At 72.7% G+C, this 18,850-nt stretch carries 15 protein-coding genes; 5 read left to right on the forward strand and 10 right to left on the reverse strand.

Features of this window, described 5'->3' with window-relative positions; all coding sequences use genetic code 11:
* The first annotated feature begins 297 nt into the window (after window positions 1–297).
* Window positions 298–3,627, forward strand: a complete 3,330-nt coding sequence (locus ABII15_RS13620; protein ID WP_353942577.1) for a S8 family serine peptidase — start codon at window positions 298–300, stop codon at window positions 3,625–3,627.
* A gap of 56 nt (window positions 3,628–3,683) precedes the next feature.
* On the opposite strand, the gene ABII15_RS13625 is transcribed toward ABII15_RS13620, so the two are convergent.
* Window positions 3,684–4,430, reverse strand: a complete 747-nt coding sequence (locus ABII15_RS13625; RefSeq protein WP_353942579.1) for a hypothetical protein — start codon at window positions 4,428–4,430, stop codon at window positions 3,684–3,686.
* Between the two features lies 1 nt (window position 4,431).
* Window positions 4,432–4,956 carry a sigma-70 family RNA polymerase sigma factor gene (locus ABII15_RS13630; RefSeq protein ID WP_353942581.1) on the reverse strand — a complete coding sequence of 175 codons (525 nt, stop codon included), beginning with the start codon at window positions 4,954–4,956 and terminating at the stop codon, window positions 4,432–4,434.
* Window positions 4,957–5,143: 187 nt separating this feature from the next.
* Here ABII15_RS13630 and ABII15_RS13635 point away from each other — a divergent pair, with 187 nt between their 5' ends.
* Both ABII15_RS13635 and ABII15_RS13640 read left to right on the forward strand, forming a co-directional pair.
* Complete coding sequence (locus tag ABII15_RS13635) at window positions 5,144–6,160, forward strand: aspartate-semialdehyde dehydrogenase (RefSeq protein ID WP_353942583.1); 1,017 nt, start codon at window positions 5,144–5,146, stop codon at window positions 6,158–6,160.
* A 67-nt stretch (window positions 6,161–6,227) separates the two neighbouring features.
* Entirely contained in the window at window positions 6,228–7,382 is a 1,155-nt protein-coding gene (locus ABII15_RS13640) for a TerD family protein (RefSeq protein ID WP_353942584.1), read from the forward strand.
* Between the two features lie 12 nt (window positions 7,383–7,394).
* Here ABII15_RS13640 and ABII15_RS13645 read toward each other — a convergent pair whose 3' ends face one another.
* The gene (locus tag ABII15_RS13645; protein WP_353942585.1) at window positions 7,395–7,910 is read right to left on the reverse strand and encodes a DUF1203 domain-containing protein; all 516 of its coding nucleotides are present in this window, start codon (window positions 7,908–7,910) and stop codon (window positions 7,395–7,397) included.
* Between the two features lie 124 nt (window positions 7,911–8,034).
* Between ABII15_RS13645 and pepN the strand changes: the two genes are divergently transcribed.
* The gene (gene pepN / locus ABII15_RS13650; protein WP_353942586.1) at window positions 8,035–10,608 is read left to right on the forward strand and encodes an aminopeptidase N; all 2,574 of its coding nucleotides are present in this window, start codon (window positions 8,035–8,037) and stop codon (window positions 10,606–10,608) included.
* Window positions 10,609–10,757: 149 nt separating this feature from the next.
* Here the strand turns inward: pepN and alc are convergent, their stop codons facing one another.
* From alc to ABII15_RS13665, 3 genes are read right to left on the reverse strand one after another with little or no spacing between them, the layout of a single operon-like run.
* On the reverse strand, window positions 10,758–11,882 hold the full coding sequence (gene alc, locus ABII15_RS13655) for an allantoicase (protein ID WP_353942587.1): 1,125 nt from the start codon (window positions 11,880–11,882) through the stop codon (window positions 10,758–10,760).
* 59 nt (window positions 11,883–11,941) lie between these two features.
* Window positions 11,942–12,865, reverse strand: coding sequence for a LysR family transcriptional regulator (locus ABII15_RS13660; RefSeq protein WP_353942588.1), 924 nt, complete (start codon window positions 12,863–12,865; stop codon window positions 11,942–11,944).
* 18 nt (window positions 12,866–12,883) lie between these two features.
* Entirely contained in the window at window positions 12,884–13,807 is a 924-nt protein-coding gene (locus ABII15_RS13665) for an EamA family transporter (protein ID WP_353942589.1), read from the reverse strand.
* Window positions 13,808–13,918: 111 nt separating this feature from the next.
* Here ABII15_RS13665 and ABII15_RS13670 point away from each other — a divergent pair, with 111 nt between their 5' ends.
* A complete protein-coding gene (locus ABII15_RS13670) occupies window positions 13,919–14,422 on the forward strand; it encodes a MarR family transcriptional regulator (protein ID WP_353942590.1) in 504 nt (167 codons plus the stop codon).
* Window positions 14,423–14,439: 17 nt separating this feature from the next.
* Here the strand turns inward: ABII15_RS13670 and ABII15_RS13675 are convergent, their stop codons facing one another.
* The 4 genes from ABII15_RS13675 to ABII15_RS13690 form a co-directional block, all read right to left on the reverse strand.
* A complete protein-coding gene (locus ABII15_RS13675; RefSeq protein WP_353942591.1) occupies window positions 14,440–15,891 on the reverse strand; it encodes an FAD-dependent monooxygenase in 1,452 nt (483 codons plus the stop codon).
* Between the two features lie 160 nt (window positions 15,892–16,051).
* Window positions 16,052–16,291: a hypothetical protein gene (locus tag ABII15_RS13680; RefSeq protein WP_353942592.1), complete on the reverse strand. Its 240-nt coding sequence runs from the start codon at window positions 16,289–16,291 to the stop codon at window positions 16,052–16,054.
* A 20-nt stretch (window positions 16,292–16,311) separates the two neighbouring features.
* A complete protein-coding gene (malQ, locus tag ABII15_RS13685; RefSeq protein ID WP_353942593.1) occupies window positions 16,312–18,366 on the reverse strand; it encodes a 4-alpha-glucanotransferase in 2,055 nt (684 codons plus the stop codon).
* On the reverse strand, window positions 18,363–18,611 hold the full coding sequence (locus tag ABII15_RS13690) for a hypothetical protein (RefSeq protein ID WP_111664625.1): 249 nt from the start codon (window positions 18,609–18,611) through the stop codon (window positions 18,363–18,365). Before ABII15_RS13690 ends, malQ begins: the two co-directional genes overlap by 4 nt.
* Window positions 18,612–18,850 lie beyond the last annotated feature (239 nt).

The following is an 18,850-nucleotide window of genomic DNA, read 5'->3' on the forward strand; positions in this document are numbered from 1 at the left end:
CAGGGGGATGGACGGGTTTCGCCCGGTGCCGGGGGCCGGGCTCTACGCCCGTAGCGGGGGCAGGTGAACCACGAGATCCTCAAAAGCGTTCAAGGGACTGGACAATTACGTCCGGATGGCGGGGGTTTGGGCGCGATGGCGTATGGCGGAATGCCGCCATGGCCACCCCCCGCCTCGGGCAACTCTCCCCAAACCGTGGTCACTTACGTAAAGCTGAGCGGTCATCCGGCACCGAAATCCGGAGTCGTTCCGATCATCTCGATCGTCCGTCGTCACCTTTACGTAGCAGGGATGCTGATGACCCCCGATCCCCAGCGCGCACCCATATCCGGTGCGAGACGCGCGGCCCGGCTCGCGGCCGCCGCGGGCCTGGTGGCCGCGCTCACCGCGGCCGGGCCGATACCCATGGCCGTCGCGGCCGGCGCGGACTCCGCGCCGCCCGCCGACCCCGCCGTCAAGTCCGCCAGCGACAAACTCGGCCCGCACGACGCCGAACTGCTCGCCGCCGCCAAGGCGGACCACGACAAGAACGTGACCGTCATGGTCGCCACCGCCCCCGGGAAGACCGAGGCCGTGGCCGAGCAGTTCGACGCGGTCAAGGGCGGCTCCGTCGGCCGCACCTACGACAAGCTCGGCTATGTCCGGGCGACGCTGCCCACCGGCAGGGCCGAGGCCGCCATCAAGGCCGCCGAGAAGCTCGACTCCGTGCTCGGCATCGATCTGCGCCAGGAGATCGCGCTCGACGACCCGACGCCGTCGGCCGACACCACCAAGGGCGCGGCGCGGCACTCCACCGGCTCGTACAGCGGCCCGGGGAAGAACACCCCCGCCAAGAACCCGTACAACCCGTCCTTCGAGACGGGCGCCGTCGACTTCGTGAAGGACAACCCGAAGGCCGACGGGCGCGGTGTCACCATCGGCATCCTCGACTCCGGTGTCGACCTCGGCCACCCGGCGCTGCAGAAGACCACGACCGGCGAGCGCAAGATCGTCGACTGGGTCACCTCGACCGACCCGATCGTGGACGGCGACGCGACCTGGCGGCCGATGGTCACCCAGGTCTCCGGCCCGACGTTCACCTACGGCGGCCGCACCTGGAAGGCGAAGGCCGGTTCGTACGGCGTCTCCACCTTCGCGGAGTCGGTGACCGCGGGCGGCGACGCCAAGGGCGACGCGAACCGCGACGGCGACACCACCGACAAGTGGGGCGTGCTCTACGACGCCGCCGCGGGCACGGTGACCGTCGACCTGAACGACAACGGCGACTTCACCGACGACACCCCGATGAAGCCGTACAAGGACGGGTACCAGATCGGCTACTTCGGCAAGGACGACCCGTCCACCGATGTCGTCGAGCGCCAGCCGTTCGTCGTGGAGATCCGCAAGGACGTCCCGATGGACCCCTACGGCGGTGACTGGGTCGGCCAGAAGCGCGACTTCGTCAACATCGGCGTGATCGAGTCCGAGCACGGCACGCACGTCGCCGGCATCACCTCGGCCAACTCGCTGTTCGGCAACAAGAACATGAACGGTGCCGCGCCCGGCGCGAAGATCGTCTCGTCGCGTGCCTGCACGTGGTCCGGCGGCTGCACCAACGTCGCGCTCACCGAGGGCATGATCGACCTCGTCGCCAACCGCGGCGTCGACATCGTGAACATGTCGATCGGCGGTCTGCCGGCGCTGAACGACGGCAACAACGCCCGTTCGCTGCTGTACACGCGCCTCATCGACACCTACGGCGTGCAGCTCGTGATCTCGGCGGGCAACTCCGGTCCCGGCGCGAACACCATCGGTGACCCGGGCCTGGCCGACAAGGTCGTCTCGGTCGGCGCCGCGATCTCCAAGGAGACCTGGGCCTCGAACTACGGCTCGCAGGTGAGCAAGTCGTACGCGATGATGCCGTTCTCGTCGCGCGGCCCGCGTGAGGACGGCGGCTTCACGCCGACCATCACCGCGCCCGGCGCCTCGATCAACTCCACCCAGACCTGGCTGCCCGGTTCGCCGGTCGCCGAGGCGGGCTACTCGCTGCCGGCCGGCTACTCGATGCTCCAGGGCACCTCGATGGCCTCGCCGCAGGCCGCGGGCGCGAGCGCGCTGCTGCTCAGCGCCGCCAAGCAGAAGCACATCGGTCTGAGCCCGGCGGACCTGCGCACCGCGCTGACCTCGACCGCGGACCACATCAAGGGCGAGCAGGCGTACGCCGAGGGCTCCGGTCTCATCGACATCGAGGACGCCTGGAAGTCGATCCGGCACGGGGCGAGCGCGCACACGTACACCGTGAAGGCGCCCGTCGACACCGCGATCGACTACGCGCTGGCGACGCCGGGCTTCGGCACCGGCATCTACGACCGCGAGGGCGGTCTGGAGGCCAAGCAGAAGAAGACCTACGACGTCACGGTCACCCGCACGTCCGGGTCGGCCAAGCCGGTCCGGCACAAGCTGTCGCTGAAGAACAACTCCGGCGGCACCTTCGACATCGTCGGCTCCAGCTCGGTCTGGCTGCCGCTGAACCAGCCGGTCACCGTGAAGGTGCAGGCCAGGCCGGGCTCGGCCGGGCTGCACAGCGCGATCCTCCAGGTCGACGACCCGAGCACCGAGGGCGTGGACCAGCAGATCCTGGCGACCGTCGTCGTCTCGACGCCGGTGGCCAAGCCGTCGTACACCTTCAGCGCCAAGGGCTCGGTGCAGCGCAACAGCACCACGTCGTACTTCCTGACGGTTCCCGAGGGCGCCAAGGCGCTCCAGGTGCGCATGAGCGGGCTGAAGGACAAGAGCCAGACCCGGTTCATCTCCATCCACCCGTACGGCGTTCCGGTCGACGACACCTCGACGCCGAGCTGCTATCCGAACTACGGCGACGGATCGGGCAACGGCTGCCGCCCCGACCTGCGTTCGTACGCGGACCCGCAGGCCGGTGTCTGGGAGGTCGAGGTCGAGGCGCGCCGCACCTCGCCGCTGCTCGACAACCCGTACCAGCTCGACGTCGCCGTGCTCGGCGCCGCGTTCGACCCGGCCGTGCAGACGGTCGCCGAGGCGAAGGTCGGCGTTCCGGCCGACGTCTCCTGGAAGGTCACGAACAACTTCGCGGCCATCAACGGCGGCAAGCTCCAGGGCGGTGCGCTCGGCTCGTCGAAGACCGCCCGGCCCACCATCGCCAACGGTGACACGCAGACCTCCGAGGTCGTCGTGCCCGAGGGCGCGGACAAGCTCACGGTCGCCATCGGCAACGTCTCCGACAAGTCCGCCGACCTGGACCTGGTGGTCTACGACGCGGCCGGCAAGGAGGTCGGGAAGTCCGCGGACGGCGACTCCGAGGAGGCGGTGACGATCGCCAAGCCGGCCGCCGGCACGTACACGGTGGAGGTCGCCGGGTACTCGGTGCCCGCCGGGACGACCGAGTACGACTACTCGGACGTCTTCTTCTCGTCGGCCCTCGGCACGGTCACGGTGGACGGCTCGAAGCCGGTCACGCTGGCAGGCGGCGCGTCCACCACGGTGTCCGCGCAGGTCACGGCCGCCGCCCCGGCGCCGGAGGGACGCGAGTTCTTCGGGCAGGTGCAGCTCCTGAACGAGCGCGGTGTCGTCACCGGCACCGGCAGCGTGCAGATCGAGAAGGTCACCGAGTAGTCCCGCGGTGACCCACGGAAGGGGCGGACGCCATCGGCGTCCGCCCCTTTCCGGTATCAGTACCCGGGCCCCGGGCACGCCAGCCCGCGGGCCTCCGGGAGCGCCCCAAGGATGTCGCCGCGTGCGTCCTTCACGCCCCGGCCGGTCTCCCAGTCCTGCCGGTCCCCGGGGAACACGGGCGTCCGGATCAGCGTGTACGTGCCCGGCTTCAGGTCCGCCCTCGCCGAGCCGTGCAGGGTCACGGCGAGGGTGGGATGCTCCTTCGCCGGGCGCTCGGGGCGGTAGGAGCGGGTGACGTCGAGGACGACCCGTACGTTCCCGTCGGCGCGCGGGGTGACGCTGACGACCCGGCCCTCGACGAGGATCCTGGAGCAGGCGATGTGCAGGGCGGGCGAGGAGCCGTCGTCGGCTCCGGACGCCGCCTTGCCGTCCGCCGCGGACTTGTTGGCCCCGCCGGATTCGCTGCTCACCCCGCCGGGCGCGGTCACGCCGAGCCACACCATGCCGCCCACGGCCCCGGCCGCGCAGGCGGCCACGAGCGCGCCGAACGCGATCCGCAGGGGACGGCGACGGCGGACCGGCACGGGTGCGGGGACAGGTGTGGGTACGGGCTTCGGGGCGGGGCGGGCCGCCAGCGCGTCGCCGATGCCGCGCACCTGCTCCCGCAGCAGCGCGACGTCGGCCGCGACGTCCGCCGCGTCCGGGTCGTCGTCCGGCAGCGCCTCGCCGCAGACCGCGAGCATCAGGAGCCGGTCCGCACGGTCCGGGCCGTCCGTGCCGTCGAAACCGTCGATGTCGTCCATGTCACACCACCTCCCCTTCGCGCAGACGCGCCCGCAGCACGCGCACCGCCGTGTGCAGCCGGCTCTTGACCGTGCCCTCGGGCACGCCGAGCTCCGCCGCGATGTCCCGCACCGGCAGATCCGCGTAGAACCGCAGCACGACCACCTGCCGCTGCTGGTCGGGGAGCTGGTCCAGGCCCTCGGCGACGGCGAGGGAGAGCACGCGCGTCTCGGCGGCGTCCCGGGCGTCCTCCTGGCGCAGGGCGGCAAGCCGCTCGCCGAGCCGCTCCTGGCGGCGCTTGGCCCGGTGCCAGTCCATGGCGAGGTTCGAGGCGACGACCGCCGCCCACGCCGAGACGTCGCGCGGCGCCTCCTCCCCCTTGGCGGCCCGCTCAAGGAGCCGCAGCCGCACCTGCTGCACCCCGTCCGGCAGCTCCGCGTACGGCATCCCGCCCAGTGACAGGACGGCCCGCACCCGGTCCTCGACGGCCGCGTCCAGGGGGTCGTCCGGCCGACCCCCCGCGCCTCTGGACTTTCCGCGCAGCACTGCCCCTCCCCTCCCCGCGTGTCCCCTACGACGCCGGACGCCCCCGGAACGTTCGGCCCGGCCGCGAAAGAGTTGTGGCGAACCCCACGCGTCCCGCGCCTCGGACAATCGATTGGACAAGGCGGGCCTGGACAGACGCATCATGGAGCGGCACCCCTGCCACCTGTGTATGTACGGAGGAACCCCTGTGAAGGTCGGAATCGTCGGAGCCACCGGTCAGGTCGGCACGGTCATGCGCAAGATCCTGGTCGAGCGGAACTTCCCGGTCGACGAGCTGCGCCTGTTCGCCTCGGCGCGCAGCGCGGGCAAGACCCTGGACGGCGTGACGATCGAGGACGCCTCGACGGCCGACTACACGGGCCTGGACATCGTGCTGTTCTCCGCGGGCGGCGCCACCTCCAAGGCCCTCGCCGAGAAGGTCGCCGCGCAGGGCGCCGTCGTGATCGACAACTCGTCGGCCTGGCGCAAGGACCCCGAGGTACCGCTTGTGGTCTCCGAGGTGAACCCGCACGCGATCACCGACCGCCCCAAGGGCATCATCGCCAACCCGAACTGCACCACGATGGCCGCCATGCCCGTGCTGCGCCCCCTGCACGACGAGGCGGGTCTCGAAGCACTGGTCGTCGCCACGTACCAGGCGGTCTCGGGCTCGGGTCTCGCGGGCGTCGCCGAGCTGCACGGCCAGGCACAGAAGGTCGTCGCGGAGGCCGACAGGCTGACCCACGACGGCGAGGCCGTGGACTTCCCCGAACCGGAGATCTACAAGCGCCCCATCGCGTTCAACGTGCTGCCGCTCGCGGGCGCCATCGTCGACGACGGCCTGCACGAGACGGACGAGGAGCAGAAGCTCCGCAACGAGTCCCGCAAGATCCTGGAGATCCCGGAGCTCAAGGTCTCCGGCACCTGTGTCCGCGTCCCGGTCTTCTCCGGCCACTCCCTCCAGGTCAACGCCCGCTTCGCGCGCCCGGTCTCGGTGGAGCGCGCCACGGAGCTGCTGGCCGGCGCCCCGGGCGTCGCGCTCTCCGAGATCCCGACGCCGCTGGAGGCCGCGGGCAAGGACGCGTCCTTCGTGGGCCGCATCCGCCCGGACGAGACGGTCGAGAACGGCCTGGCGCTGTTCGTCTCCAACGACAACCTCCGCAAGGGCGCCGCGCTGAACGCGGTGCAGATCGCGGAGCTGGTGGCGGCCGAGCTCAAGGCCTGACCCTCCCGTTTCGCGCTTTTGTACGAAACCGGCCACGCGGTCGTGGAGCTTGTGTGAAGATCCCGGCATGACCGAGATGGCCAAGGGCGGGAACCTCCCCGTTCCCTCAGCAGCTCTGCACGTGGCGGTGGCCTGGCAGCAGGGTCCCGGGACTCCCGACGTGGACGTCTCGGCCCTGCTGCTCGACGCGGCGGGCGCGGTCCGCTCGGACGCCGACCTCGTCTTCTACAACCAGCGCGAGCACCACTCGAAGTCCGTGCGCCACCTCGGCAAGGGACAGGACCCGGGCCCCTCGGGCACCGACTGGATCTGGCTCGACCTGAACGCCGTGGAGCCCGAGGTGGAGCGGGTCGTGGTCGCCGCCTCCGCCGACGACACGGAGTTCGGCCGGATACCCGGGCTCGCCGTCCACGTCGCCACCCCCGAGGGCGCCCCGGTCGCCTCCTTCGCCATCGGCGACGCGAGCACCGAGACCGCCTTCGTCTTCGGGGAGTTCTACCGCAGGAACGGCACCTGGAAGTTCCGTGCCGTCGGCCAGGGCTACGCCTCCGGGCTCGCCGGTCTGGCGAAGGACTTCGGGATCAGCGTCGAGGACTCCGCGCCCGTCGCCCCGGCACCCTTCGCGGGAGCGTGGGCCGGGCCCGGCGGTCCCGACGAACTCACCGTGGACTTCCCGCCCTACGTCCACCAGGGCCGCGCCAAGCAGCGGGTGACCTGCCCGCCGAACCTGCCCGCGGGCCGCCGGGTCGTGGTCGACATCGAGTGCCGCGACAGCATCTCGGTCACCGTCTACTCCTGCGACGCGTACGGGCGCAGCGACGAACTGCTGCTGGACTCGTACGAGGACGAGGTGCACGGCCGGACCCTCGCCACCGTCCCCGACGACCGCCCGCTGGCGCTGCTGGTGGAGGCGGACTCCCCGTGGACGCTCCGGGTTCTGCCGCTCGGCCAGGCCCGGCGCCTCGACCTCACGGTGCACGGCGCCGGTCCCGATCTGCTGGTGTACGAGGGCGGTCCGGGCGTCCTGTCCTTCGCGCACCAGGGCGAGAGCAACTTCACCGTCTGGCACACCTACCGCTCCGCCGACCCCGACTGGCCCGGCGACGACCAGGACCTGCTGGTCAACGAGGTGGGCCGGCTCGATGTGCTGGCCCCCGTGCGGGGCCCGGGCCTGCTGCGCATCGGGGCGGACGGCCCGTGGCAGATCTCGGTGGGCGGCTGACGCGGCCGGTGCTCAGGCCGGCCGGGCCACCGCGAAGTGCAGACAGCCGTACTCCAGGGCCCTGACGTGCACGAGGACGACGGCCGGGTCGGCGAACGCCTCGTCGAGGGCCGCGTCGAACCCGGCCGTCGCGTCCGCCGGGATCTCGAACAGCCTGCCGCCCACGATGTGCCCGCGGGCGTCGTAGCGGCGCAGGGTCCGCAGGGCGCCGGGCCGGTCGAAGGGGTAGCGCTCCGGGTCCGGGTCCGGGCCGGGGCAGTCGTCGGCGAAGGCGTGCAGGAAGACCGGGCCCTGCTCGTCGTAGGCGCCCGGGGCCGCGCCCGTCCGCGCGGCCCAGCGGCGCAGCGGCGCGTACGAGACGAGCGCGATGCGGTCGCCCTCCCGGACCGGGCGCAGACAGCAGCGCAGCGGGGAGCCCGCGTCGTCCGCGGTCGCCGGGTACGGGACGAGGGCGCGGCCCGCGTCGTCGACGTCGCGCAGTTCCTTGACGGCGGTGGGATCGATGGGCAGTGCGGTGTGCCTGGTCATGGGCTCCACGGTCGCGCGGGAGCGCCGTGTTCACCGGCGGAAAACGGACATCGCGTTCGGGTACCCCGCGTGGAAGGATGGCCGGAATCGTCACAAACGACTGACCGCACTAGGAGATGACCGCGTGCCTGGCACCAATCTGACCCGAGAAGAGGCGCAGCAGCGGGCGAAGCTGCTCACCGTTGACTCGTACGAGATCGATCTCGACCTCTCCGGCGCGCAGGAGGGCGGCACGTTCCGGTCCGCGACCACCGTGCGCTTCGACAGCGCCGAGGCGGGCGCCGAGACGTTCATCGACCTGATCGCGGACGCGGTGCACGAGGTGGTGCTGAACGGGCGCTCGCTCGACGTCGCCGCCGTCTTCCGCGACTCGCGGATCGCGCTGGCGCACCTGGAGTCGGGGCCGAACGAGCTGCGGGTCGTCGCCGACTGCGCGTACACGAACACCGGTGAGGGCCTGCACCGCTTCGTCGACCCCGTCGACCAGCAGGCGTACCTCTACACCCAGTTCGAGGTGCCGGACGCGCGGCGCGTGTTCGCGAACTTCGAGCAGCCCGACCTCAAGGGCACGTTCCAGTTCACGGTGAAGGCGCCGACCGGCTGGACGGTGATCTCGAACGCGCCGACGCCGGAGCCCAAGGACGACGTCTGGCACTTCGAGCCGACGCCGCGCATCTCCTCGTACATCACGGCCCTGATCGTCGGCCCGTACCACTCGGTGCACTCGTCGTACGACAACCCGGAGACCGGGCAGAGCGTGCCGCTGGGCATCTACTGCCGGCCCTCGCTCGCGGAGTACCTGGACTCGGACGCGATCTTCGCGGTGACGCGGCAGGGGTTCGCCTGGTTCCAGGAGAAGTTCGACTACGCGTACCCGTTCGCCAAGTACGACCAGCTCTTCGTGCCGGAGTTCAACGCGGGCGCGATGGAGAACGCGGGCGCGGTCACCATCCGCGACCAGTACGTCTTCCGCTCCAAGGTGACGGACGCGGCGTACGAGGTGCGGGCCGAGACGATCCTGCACGAGCTGGCCCACATGTGGTTCGGCGACCTCGTCACCATGGAGTGGTGGAACGACCTGTGGCTGAACGAGTCGTTCGCCACGTACACGTCGATCGCCTGCCAGGCGTACGCGCCGGACTCGAAGTGGCCGCACTCGTGGACGACGTTCGCCAACTCCATGAAGACGTGGGCGTACCGGCAGGACCAGCTGCCGTCCACGCACCCGATCATGGCGGAGATCAACGACCTCGACGACGTGCTCGTCAACTTCGACGGCATCACGTACGCGAAGGGCGCCTCGGTCCTCAAGCAGCTCGTCGCCTATGTCGGCATGGACGAGTTCTTCCAGGGCGTGCAGGCGTACTTCAAGCGGCACGCGTTCGGGAACACCCGGCTCAGCGATCTGCTGGGCGCGCTGGAGGAGACCAGCGGGCGTGACCTGAAGTCCTGGTCGAAGGCGTGGCTGGAGACCGCGGGCATCAACATCCTGCGTCCCGAGATCGAGACGGACGAGCACGGCGTCATCACGTCCTTCGCCATCCGCCAGGAGGCCCCGGCGCTGCCCGCCGGTGCCAAGGGCGAGCCGACGCTGCGGCCGCACCGGATCGCCGTCGGCTTCTACGACCTCGACGACGCGAGCGGCAAGCTGCTGCGCGGCGAGCGCGTCGAACTCGACGTCACCGCCGGGGAGTCGACGCAGGTGCCGCAGCTGGTCGGCAAGCGCCGCCCGGCCGTCGTGCTGCTCAACGACGACGACCTGAGCTACGCCAAGGTGCGGCTCGACGAGGAGTCCCTGGCCTTCGTCACCCAGCACCTCGGCGACTTCGAGGCGTCCCTGCCGCGCGCCCTGTGCTGGGCCTCCGCCTGGGACATGACGCGCGACGCCGAGCTGTCCGCCAGCGCCTATCTCGACCTGGTGCTCAGCGGGGTGGCCAAGGAGTCCGACATCGGCGTGGTCCAGTCGCTGCACCGGCAGGTGAAGCTGGCCCTCGACATGTACGCGGCGCCGGCCCACCGCGACGCGCTGCTCACCCGCTGGACCGAGGCGACGCTGACCCATCTGCGCACCTCGGCGCCGGGCAGCGACCACCAGCTGGCCTGGGCCCGCGCCTTCGCGGCGACGGCCCGCACGCCGGAGCAGCTCGATGTGCTGGACGCCCTGCTGGAGGGCTCGCAGACCATCGAGGGCCTGGCCGTCGACACCGAGCTGCGCTGGGCGTTCGTGCAGCGGCTCGCGGCCGTGGGGCGGTTCGACGAGACGGAGATCACCGCCGAGTACGAGCTGGACCGGACCGCCGCCGGTGAGCGGCACGCCGCCACCGCGCGGGCCGCGCGGCCGACTCCCGAGGCCAAGGCGGAGGCCTGGGCCTCGGTCGTCGAGTCGGACCAGCTGCCGAACGCGGTGCAGGAGGCCGTGATCGGCGGGTTCATCCAGACCGATCAGCGCGAGCTGCTGGCGCCGTACACGGAGAAGTACTTCTCGGCGCTGAAGAGCGTGTGGGAGTCGCGGTCCCACGAGATGGCGCAGCAGATCGCGATCGGTCTGTTCCCGTCGGTCCAGGTCTCCGAGGAGACGCTGGCCGCGGCGGACGCCTGGCTCGGGTCCGCCGAGCCGACCGCGGCGCTCCGGCGCCTCGTCTCGGAGTCCCGCGCGGGTGTGGAGCGCGCTCTGAAGGCGCAGGGCGCCGACAAGTAGGCAGTTGTTTCGTCTGCGGCCCGGTGGCCTCTTCTCGCGCAGTTCCCCGCGCCCCTGAAGCGAGCTCCGCTCGCTCAGGGGAAGGCTGCGCGAAGCGCATGCCTTAGGGGCGCGGGGAACTGCGCGACCAGCCCCCACCGGGCCGCGGATCAGGAACGACCGAACCGCTCCGCCAGCGCCGAGCGCCCCGCCTCCGTCAGAACTCCGTGCACACGCATCCGGGCCACACCCCCGTCGGGGAACGCGTCGAGCCGGACATGCGTGGCGACGGCCCCACCGGGCAGCGGGAACCGGTGCAGGGTGTCGGGCTGCAAGCGCGTACGGGGGATGATCTCGAACCACTCGCCGGTCTCCCCGTCGCGCCCGCTCAGCGCGATCCACCCGGCCGAATTCCCCTTGAGGTACGCGGTGTCGATCTCCACGGCCCGGATCTCCCCCTGCGCGGCGAGCCGGAAGCGGACCCAGTCGTTGGTGCCGTGGACACGGCGGCGCCGGTTCTCCCAGCCGTCGTCCATCTTCCGCGACGTGCCGGGCAGGATGATCTGTGTCGGCGACGAGTAGAACTTGTCGGACGCGTCCTCGTACACACCCCCGTTGAGTACGGAGACCAGATCGAAGGTGCCGAGCACCCCCAGCCACTCGGGGTCGGGCACGACCTCGCCGTGCACCCGCAGCCGCGCGATGCCGCCGTCGGGGTGCTGGCAGACCCGGACGTGCGTGAAGCGGGCCTGCGAGGTGACGGTGAAGTGGTTCGCGGCGTGCCCGCGCACCTGGCTGACGGGCACGATCTCCTCCCACTTCACGTCGTCGGCGAGGAGCTCGTCCGGGCCGGGCGCCCCGGCGACGCTGGTGGCCTGGATGCTCACGTGCTGCGGGTAGTTGCCGCGGAAGTGGGCGGTGTCGACGACGACGCCGCGCACGACGCCGGGCGCGCCGAGCCGGACGATCGCCCAGTCGTGGTCCTCGGGCGCCGGGAACGGCTGGTCGGCGGTGCCGCGGCGGCGCCGGGTCTCCCAGCCGTCCATGACCTTGCCCTTGTGCCCGAAGTGCTCGGGGTCGAAGACGGCGCGCTCGCGCACCAGCAGGTTCTCGCGCTGGGCGAAGAACTCGTCGTTGGCGGCGATGACTCCGGCGCCGAGCCGCCGGTCGGCGAGGTCGACGAGTTCGGCGAAGGCGGCGGGGTCACCGAAGGTGCGGTAGTCGGCGTACGGGTCGCCGCCCGCGTAGGGGGCGGCGTCGTTGGCGTGCGGGTCCGTTCCGGGCGTCGTTGTCATGACCCCACTGTCCGGCCCCACGAGTCAACAGGTCCATCGAAAGTTTTCGGGGTGGTTTTTCAGTTCTGCTGAACGGTCAGGGCGTCGAGGACACGCCGCACGGCCGCGCCCTCCTCCGCGCCCCGGCGCACGGCAGCCACGACGTGCCGTACGGGACGGTCGGCGCCCAGCGCGCACATGACGACCCCGTCGCGGCGCGCGGCGGCCATGCGCGGGACCAGGGCGACGCCCATACCGGCCTCGACCATGGCGAGGATGGCGGTCCAGCCGGCCGCGCTGTGCGCCTGCTCGGGCACGAATCCGGCGGCCTCGCAGGCGGTCGTGGTGATCTCCGACCAGGGGCCCGAGCCGCCGAAGATCCAGGGCTCGCCCGCGAGATCGGCGAGCCTGAGGTCCGGCTCGCCCGCGAGCGGATGCCCGGCGGGCAGGGCGACGTCCAGCGGGTCGGCGAGCAACGGCACCCGCGTGAACTTGGGGTCGCGGGCGGTCGGCGCGTGCGCGGCCAGCGAGAGGGCGAGGTCGACGTCTCCGGCGGCGAGCAGTTCGTAGGCCTGCGCGGCCTCGGCCTCGCGGACCTTGACGGTGATGCCGGGGCGGTCGGCGCGCAGCGCCCGTACGGCGGGGACGACGAGCGCGGGCACGGCGGTGGAGAAGGCGGCGACCCGCACGACGCCCGACTCGCCGCGCAGATGGGCCGCGAGCTCGGCGTCGGCGCGCTCCAGCTGGGCGAAGACGGCCTCGCCGTGGCGCAGCACCAGGTGCGCCGCGTCGGTGAGCCGGACCCGGCGCCCCTGTGCCTCCAGGAGGGGCACCCCGAGCTGTCGGGCGAAGTTGGTGAGCTGCTGGGAGACCGCCGACGGGGTCATCAGCAGGGCCTGGGCGGCGGCGGTGACGGTGCCGCGCTCGCGCAGGGTGCGCAGGATCATCAGCTTCCTGAGGTCCCAGCGGTCGGGGTGCGAGGGGCGCGGCGCGTCGTCGGTCATGGCGTCAAGGTACGGGTCCTAGCGGCGGGCGTGACCGGCTGGTGAAGGGGAGACGGCGCTCGTCGCGGGCACCGCCGGCACGGCGATGGGCGGCGTCTTCGCGGGGCGCTGGCCCAGCACCGTCGCGCCCAGCGCCAGCGCCATCCCGGCGAGCTGGACGGGGGTCAGGCTCTGGTCCAGGGCCGCCCAGCCGATCACCGCGGCGCTCAGCGGCGACAGCGGGCCGAGGAAGGTGACCTGGGTGGCGCTGAGCCGGCCGATGCCGCGGAACCAGAGCCAGTACGCCACCGCCGTGTTGGCCAGCGCCAGATAGGCGTAGCCGGTCAGTGCCCGGCCGTCGAGCGCGGGCGGCGCGCCCTCCACCAGCAGGGCGAGCGGCGCGATCAGCAGGCCGCCCGCCGTCAGCTGCCAGGCGGTCAGCGCCAGCGGTCCGGCGCCCGCGGGCCGCCCCCACTTCTTGGTGAGGACGGTGCCGGTCGACATGGACGCCGTGGACGCCACCGCCGCGGCCACCCCGAGCGCGTCCAGCGCGCCCGCCGCCCGCAGCACCACCAGGCTCACCCCGAGCGCGGCGGCGAGGCCCGTCACCAGGGTGCGCCGCGTGGGCAGTTGGCCGAGGAGCGGCACCGCGAGACCCGCCACGAACAGGGGTCCCACCGATCCGACCACCGCCGCGAGCCCGCCCGGCAGCCGGTACGCGGCGAGGAACAGCAGCGGGAAGAACGCCCCGATGTTCAGGGCCCCGAGCACCGCGGAACGCCACCACCAGTCCCCCGCCGGGAGCCGCCGCGCGAGGGCGAGCAGCACCAGGCCCGCGGGCAGCGCGCGCATCGCCGCCGTGAACAGGGGGCGGTCCGGCGGCAGCAGTTCGGTCGTCACCGCGTACGTCGACCCCCATGACACGGGCGCCAGCGCGGTCAGCAGGACCGTGTTCACCTTCATCAGAACCCACCCCGTCCTTCACTTAGCTCGATAGAAAGTAGCTTACTCGTAAGCTACTTTCCGTCAAGCTACTTTCTTGCCCGGAAGCGACCGCGTACCGATACTGAGCAGATGACCGACAAGGACGCCGTCGACGCGATCATCGACCAGTGGGCGGCGGTCCGCCCCGACCTGGACACCACCGCCATGGAGGTCTTCGGCCGCGTCTACCGCCTGGCCCGCGCCATGAGCGGCCGCGTCGAGGAGGCCTACGCGCGGTTCGGCATCGCGCGCGGCGAGTTCGACGTGCTCGCCACGCTGCGCCGCGCGGACGCCCCGTTCACGCTCTCCCCGCGCCAGTTGTCGGCGACGCTGATGCTGACGACGGGCGGCATGACGGGTCGGCTCGACAAGCTGGAGCGGCGCGGCCTGGTGCGCCGCTCGCCCGATCCGCACGACCGGCGCGGCCTCCAGGTCACCCTCACCGAGGAGGGCCTCGCGCTCGTGGACGAGGCGGTCGGCGCCGGTCTCGCCGTGCAGAAGCGGGCCCTGGAGAGCGCCCTCGACGCCCCCCAGGCCGAACAACTCGCCGCCCTGCTGCGCCAGTTGCTCACCACGGCGGCCCCGGCCGACTGAGCAGGGGGCGCGGCGTCCTAGCGCAACGGGTATCCGGCGAACTCCCGGGGGAAGTCGCTGGAGCCGACGCCGCCCTCCGGTAGCGCGTCCGCCGCCCAGGCCGCGTATCCGTCGGGCCGCACGAGCAGTGCCGTGCGCCGCCCGCTCGCCCAGTGCGCGACCCGCACCGCGTCGTTCTTGTACGCCTCCCCCTGGGGCAGGATCAGTACGAACTGGCCCGCGCGCAGGGCCTCGTAGAGCCGGGTGCCGCCGTCGAGCCGGACGTCGGGGACCCGCCTGCCGGTCAGCACGTGGGATCCCCTGGGCGCCGGGTAGCGGACGCCGATGCCGGTGACCTGGCCGAGGGCGCGGGTGCGGGCGGGGCGCACCCGGCCGAGGACGCCGGTGAACCCGGCGCGGGCGGCGCGGGTCCACGGGCGCTTCGCCATCGCCATCCGCACGATGCCGCCGCTGCTGCGCAGCACGGCCCGGCCGACCGGGTGGCGCTCGGTCTCGTACGTGTCGAGCAGGCTCTCCCGCGCGCGGCCGGTGGCGACGGCGGCCAGCTTCCAGCCCAGGTTCGCCGCGTCCTGGAGCCCCGTGTTCATGCCCTGGCCGCCGGCCGGGGTGTGCACGTGCGCGGCGTCCCCGGCGAGCAGGACCCGGCCCACCCGGTAGTGCGGCGCCTGGCGTTCGTCGCTGTGGAAGCGGGACATCCAGCGGGCGTCGTGCATGCCGTAGTCGCGGCCCAGGGCCAGCCGGGTGATCTCCTTGATCTCGTCGAGGCCGAGCGGGGCGTCGTCGGGGACGTCGTGGGCGCGGTTCCAGCCGATGACGCGGTGGTAGCCGTCGCCGAAGGGCGCGATGAAGGCGAAGGCGTCGCCGACGGTGTTCACGGTGAGCAGGTCCTCCGGCCGCTCGGCGAGCCGTACGTCGGCGAGGACGACCGAGCGGATGACGGACCGGCCGGGGAAGGGCAGCCCCACGGCCTCCCGCACGGCACTGCGCATGCCGTCGGCGCCGACGACGTAGGCGGCGCTCAGTTCGTCCCGTGCGCCGTCGCCGCGCCGCACCCGGAGGGTGACCCCGTCCGTGCCCTGGACCAGGCCCGTCACCTCGGTCCCGTGCACGAAGGTGACCCCGGCGTCGACGGCCCGCCGCTCCAGCGCCTTCTCGATCTCGTACTGCGGCAGGACGAGCAGGTGGTTGAAGCGGGAGGGGAGGTCCGTGAGGTCGAGGGTGAGCCCGCCGAAGAGGCGGAGCCGGTCGAGCGGCCTGCCCAGGCGGTCGATCTCGTCGCCGAGGCCCCGCGCGTCGAGCTGTTCCAGGGTGCGGGCGTGCACGGCGAAGGCGCGGGAGAGGTTGCTGATCCCGGGCGGGCGCCTCTCGACGACGGTGACGGGGACCCCGGCGGCCGCCAGGTCCCCGGCGAGCAGCAGGCCCGTGGGACCGGAGCCGACGACGATCACGGAGTGCGGGGTGCCGTTCATGGAGGCCTCCTGCGGGCGGGAGCGGCGGTGAGCCGCTCGGTCCGTCCATGGTGCTGCGCCGCTTCGGCCCGCAGGAAGGGGGCCGCGGTCGTACGAGAACGCGTCGAGGGCACCCGCCGCGGCCGTGCCGTGGCGGGTGCCCTCGTCGGAAGGGTGCGGGTCAGCCCTGCTTGGGCTGCTTGCGGGACTTGTCGCCGAGGATCACCAGACCGGCGATGACCGCGAAGATGACCAGCGGGGCCACGACGAACAGGCCGATCGTGTCGATCACGCTCAGGCCGGATCCCGGGTCGTCGCCGTCGTCGCGCGTGAGCGCGAGCGCGGGGGACGACATGAGCAGCATCATCAGCGTCGTACCGGAAGCCAGGGCGCCGGCGCGCAGGGCGTTCTTCTTGTCCACGGTGCAAACGTAGCGAACGCCTAAACGGTCCGCGCGTCCGGGGGGCCTGTAAGAGGCACATCCGGCGCGGAGAACACGCTGAGCAGGGCGTGGGCGCGCGGCGAAGCGGCGATGTCCTCCAGGGTGACGGGGCGGCCGGCGGCATCGGCCACGGGCAGCCGCCAGTTGGGGTACTCGTCCCAGGTCCCGGGCAGATTCTGCGGGCGCCGGTCGCCGACCAGGTCGGGCAGCCAGATCCCGGTCATCCGCGCGGGGGTGCGCAGCAGGAAGCGGTGGACGGCGCGGACCGACTCCTCCTCGTCGCCGGGGGCGCCCGCCAGGAGCCCGAGCCGGGCGAACAGGGCGAGCCAGCCGGCGACCTCCGCCGCCGCCTCGGCGGGCGTGGCCGTGGACAGCCCGAGCCGCTGCCGCAGGCGTACGTCGTCGCCGGTGAGCCGGGCCGCGGTGGACGGCAGGTCGTGGGTGGTGGCGGTGGCCACGCAGTCCGTGCGCCACTCCTCGGCCGGGACCGGCGGGTCGCCCGGGGACTCCCAGTCGCGCTCGAACCAGAGCACCGAGGTGCCGAGCACCCCGCGCGCGTGGAGCGTCTCGCGCACGCCGGGCTCGACTGTGCCCAGGTCCTCCCCGATGACGTACGTGCCCGTGCGCGACGCCTCCAGGAGCAGCACCGCGAGCATGGCCTCGGCGTCGTAGTGGACGTAACAGCCCTCGGTGGGCGCCTCGCCCCCGGGGATCCACCAGAGCCGGAACAGGCCCATCACGTGGTCGATGCGGACGGCGCCCGCGTGCCGCATCAGGTGGTGCAGCAGGGCGCGGAAGGGGGCGTAGCCGGTCTCGGCGAGCCGGTCGGGGCGCCAGGGCGGCAGGCCCCAGTCCTGGCCCCGCGCGTTGAACGCGTCCGGTGGCGCGCCCACGCTCATGCCCTGGGCGAAGACGTCGCGCTGCGCCCAGGCGTCGGCGCCGCCGGGGTGCACGCCGACCGCGAGATCGTGCACGAGCCCGATCGGCATGCCCGCCTCGGTGGCGGTGTGCTGGGCGGCGGCGAGCTGGGTGTCGGTGAGCCAGGCGAGCCGGCAGTGGAGGTCGACGCGGTCCATCGCCTCGCGCCGGGCGCGGGCGGTCGCGGGCGAGCGCGGGTCCTGGAGGGCGGCGGGCCAGGTGTGCCAGTCGGGGCCGTGCCGCTCGGCGAGCGCGTGGTAGGTGGCGTGGTCCTCCAGGGCGGTGCCCTGGGCGGCGAGGTAGTCGCAGTAGGCGGCGCGGCGGCCGGGGGTGAGCGGCACGTCCCGGACGATCGTCTCCAGGACCTCGCGCTTGAGCGCCCAGACGGCGTCCCGGTCGATCAACTCCCCCTTGCCGAGCACTGCTTCGCGCAGGGCGGCGGCCTCGCGGTCCCGGGCGGGCACGTACGCGTACTCGGGGATGTCCTCGATCCGCAGGTGCACGGGGTCGGGGAAGCGGCGGGAGGAGGGGCGGTACGGGGAGGGGTCCATGGTGCCGCCGGGGGCGGCGGGGACGGCCGCGTGCAACGGGTTGACCTGGAGGAAGCCCACGTCGTGGGTGCGGGCCGACCAGGACGCCATATCGGCGAGGTCGGCCAGGTCGCCCATGCCCCAGGAGCGGTTGGAGAGCAGGGAGTAGAGCTGGACCAGCAGGCCGTGGCTGCGGCCGGGCGGGCGCGGGGCGGCGGGCGGCGCCGTGACGAGATGGGCCTCGGTGCCGCGGCCGCCGGGTTCGTCGACCCGTAACCGGTGCACGCCGGGCGGCGGCGGCACGGCCGGGTCCCAGGCGGTGAACTCCCGCGCCCCCTCGGGCCGCAGCGCGAGCCGGGCCCGCTCGGGCAGCAGCCGCAGCCAGTCGGGGGTGGAGCCGTCCAGCCAGAGCACGACGGTGGGCGGCACCGGGCGCGCGGCGAGTTCGGCCTCCCGGGCGGCGAGCGCGCCGGGATCGTCCGCCGCCACGCCGAGGGCGGCGAGGGCGGCGGTCAGGGCGGCGTCGGAGGCACGGACGGTGCGGCCCGGCGCCGGGGAGTAGGAGGTGGCCACGCCGTACAGCTCGGCGAGGCGGGCCAGGCTCACCCCGCGGCCAGGCCGCTCGGGGTGGGCTCGGAGGTGAGCGGCAGCTCGTCGGAGAGCGGCGGCTCGGAGGTCAGCGGCGCGTAGTCGGCGAAGGCCGGCTCGCTGGTCAGGGGCGCTTCGAAGGACGAGGTGGTGGTGTCGGTGCCGGACAGGGTGTCGATTCCGGTCAGCGGGTCCGTGACGGACAGCACGGGGTCCGCCTGTTTGGACAGGGCCGAGAGCAGAAGCTGAGCCGATGCGGCCACGGGGGCCTCCTTCGTCAAAGGGGGTCGTGAGTCGGAAGCCCTACCCCGAGATCGCGGCTCCAGACCTGTTCGGTCGGGCAACGTGTTGCTGGTCACATTGTGGACGACGAAAGGAAATTGACCAGAGGGCCGTGAGGACGGGAAAACCTTCGCCCGGCAACGGGCTTTGACACCCGGCACCGGGGAGTGGTGGGGTCGGTAGCCGCTCTGGGGCCGCTTTGTCCTCATAGATCATCTTC

The sequence above is a fragment of the Streptomyces sp. HUAS MG91 genome, assembly GCF_040529335.1.
Taxonomy (GTDB): domain Bacteria; phylum Actinomycetota; class Actinomycetes; order Streptomycetales; family Streptomycetaceae; genus Streptomyces; species Streptomyces tabacisoli.

Bases quoted from the DNA above. Each gene is read 5' to 3' on its own strand.
- ABII15_RS13620 (WP_353942577.1), top strand. From the start codon at position 298: ATGACCCCCGATCCCCAGCGCGCACCCATATCCGGTGCGAGACGCGCG.
- ABII15_RS13625 (WP_353942579.1), bottom strand. From the start codon at position 4,430: ATGGACGACATCGACGGTTTCGACGGCACGGACGGCCCGGACCGTGCG.
- ABII15_RS13640 (WP_353942584.1), top strand. From the start codon at position 6,228: ATGACCGAGATGGCCAAGGGCGGGAACCTCCCCGTTCCCTCAGCAGCT.
- ABII15_RS13645 (WP_353942585.1), bottom strand. From the start codon at position 7,910: ATGACCAGGCACACCGCACTGCCCATCGATCCCACCGCCGTCAAGGAA.
- alc (WP_353942587.1), bottom strand. From the start codon at position 11,882: ATGACAACGACGCCCGGAACGGACCCGCACGCCAACGACGCCGCCCCC.
- ABII15_RS13660 (WP_353942588.1), bottom strand. From the start codon at position 12,865: ATGACCGACGACGCGCCGCGCCCCTCGCACCCCGACCGCTGGGACCTC.
- ABII15_RS13665 (WP_353942589.1), bottom strand. From the start codon at position 13,807: ATGAAGGTGAACACGGTCCTGCTGACCGCGCTGGCGCCCGTGTCATGG.
- ABII15_RS13670 (WP_353942590.1), top strand. From the start codon at position 13,919: ATGACCGACAAGGACGCCGTCGACGCGATCATCGACCAGTGGGCGGCG.
- ABII15_RS13675 (WP_353942591.1), bottom strand. From the start codon at position 15,891: ATGAACGGCACCCCGCACTCCGTGATCGTCGTCGGCTCCGGTCCCACG.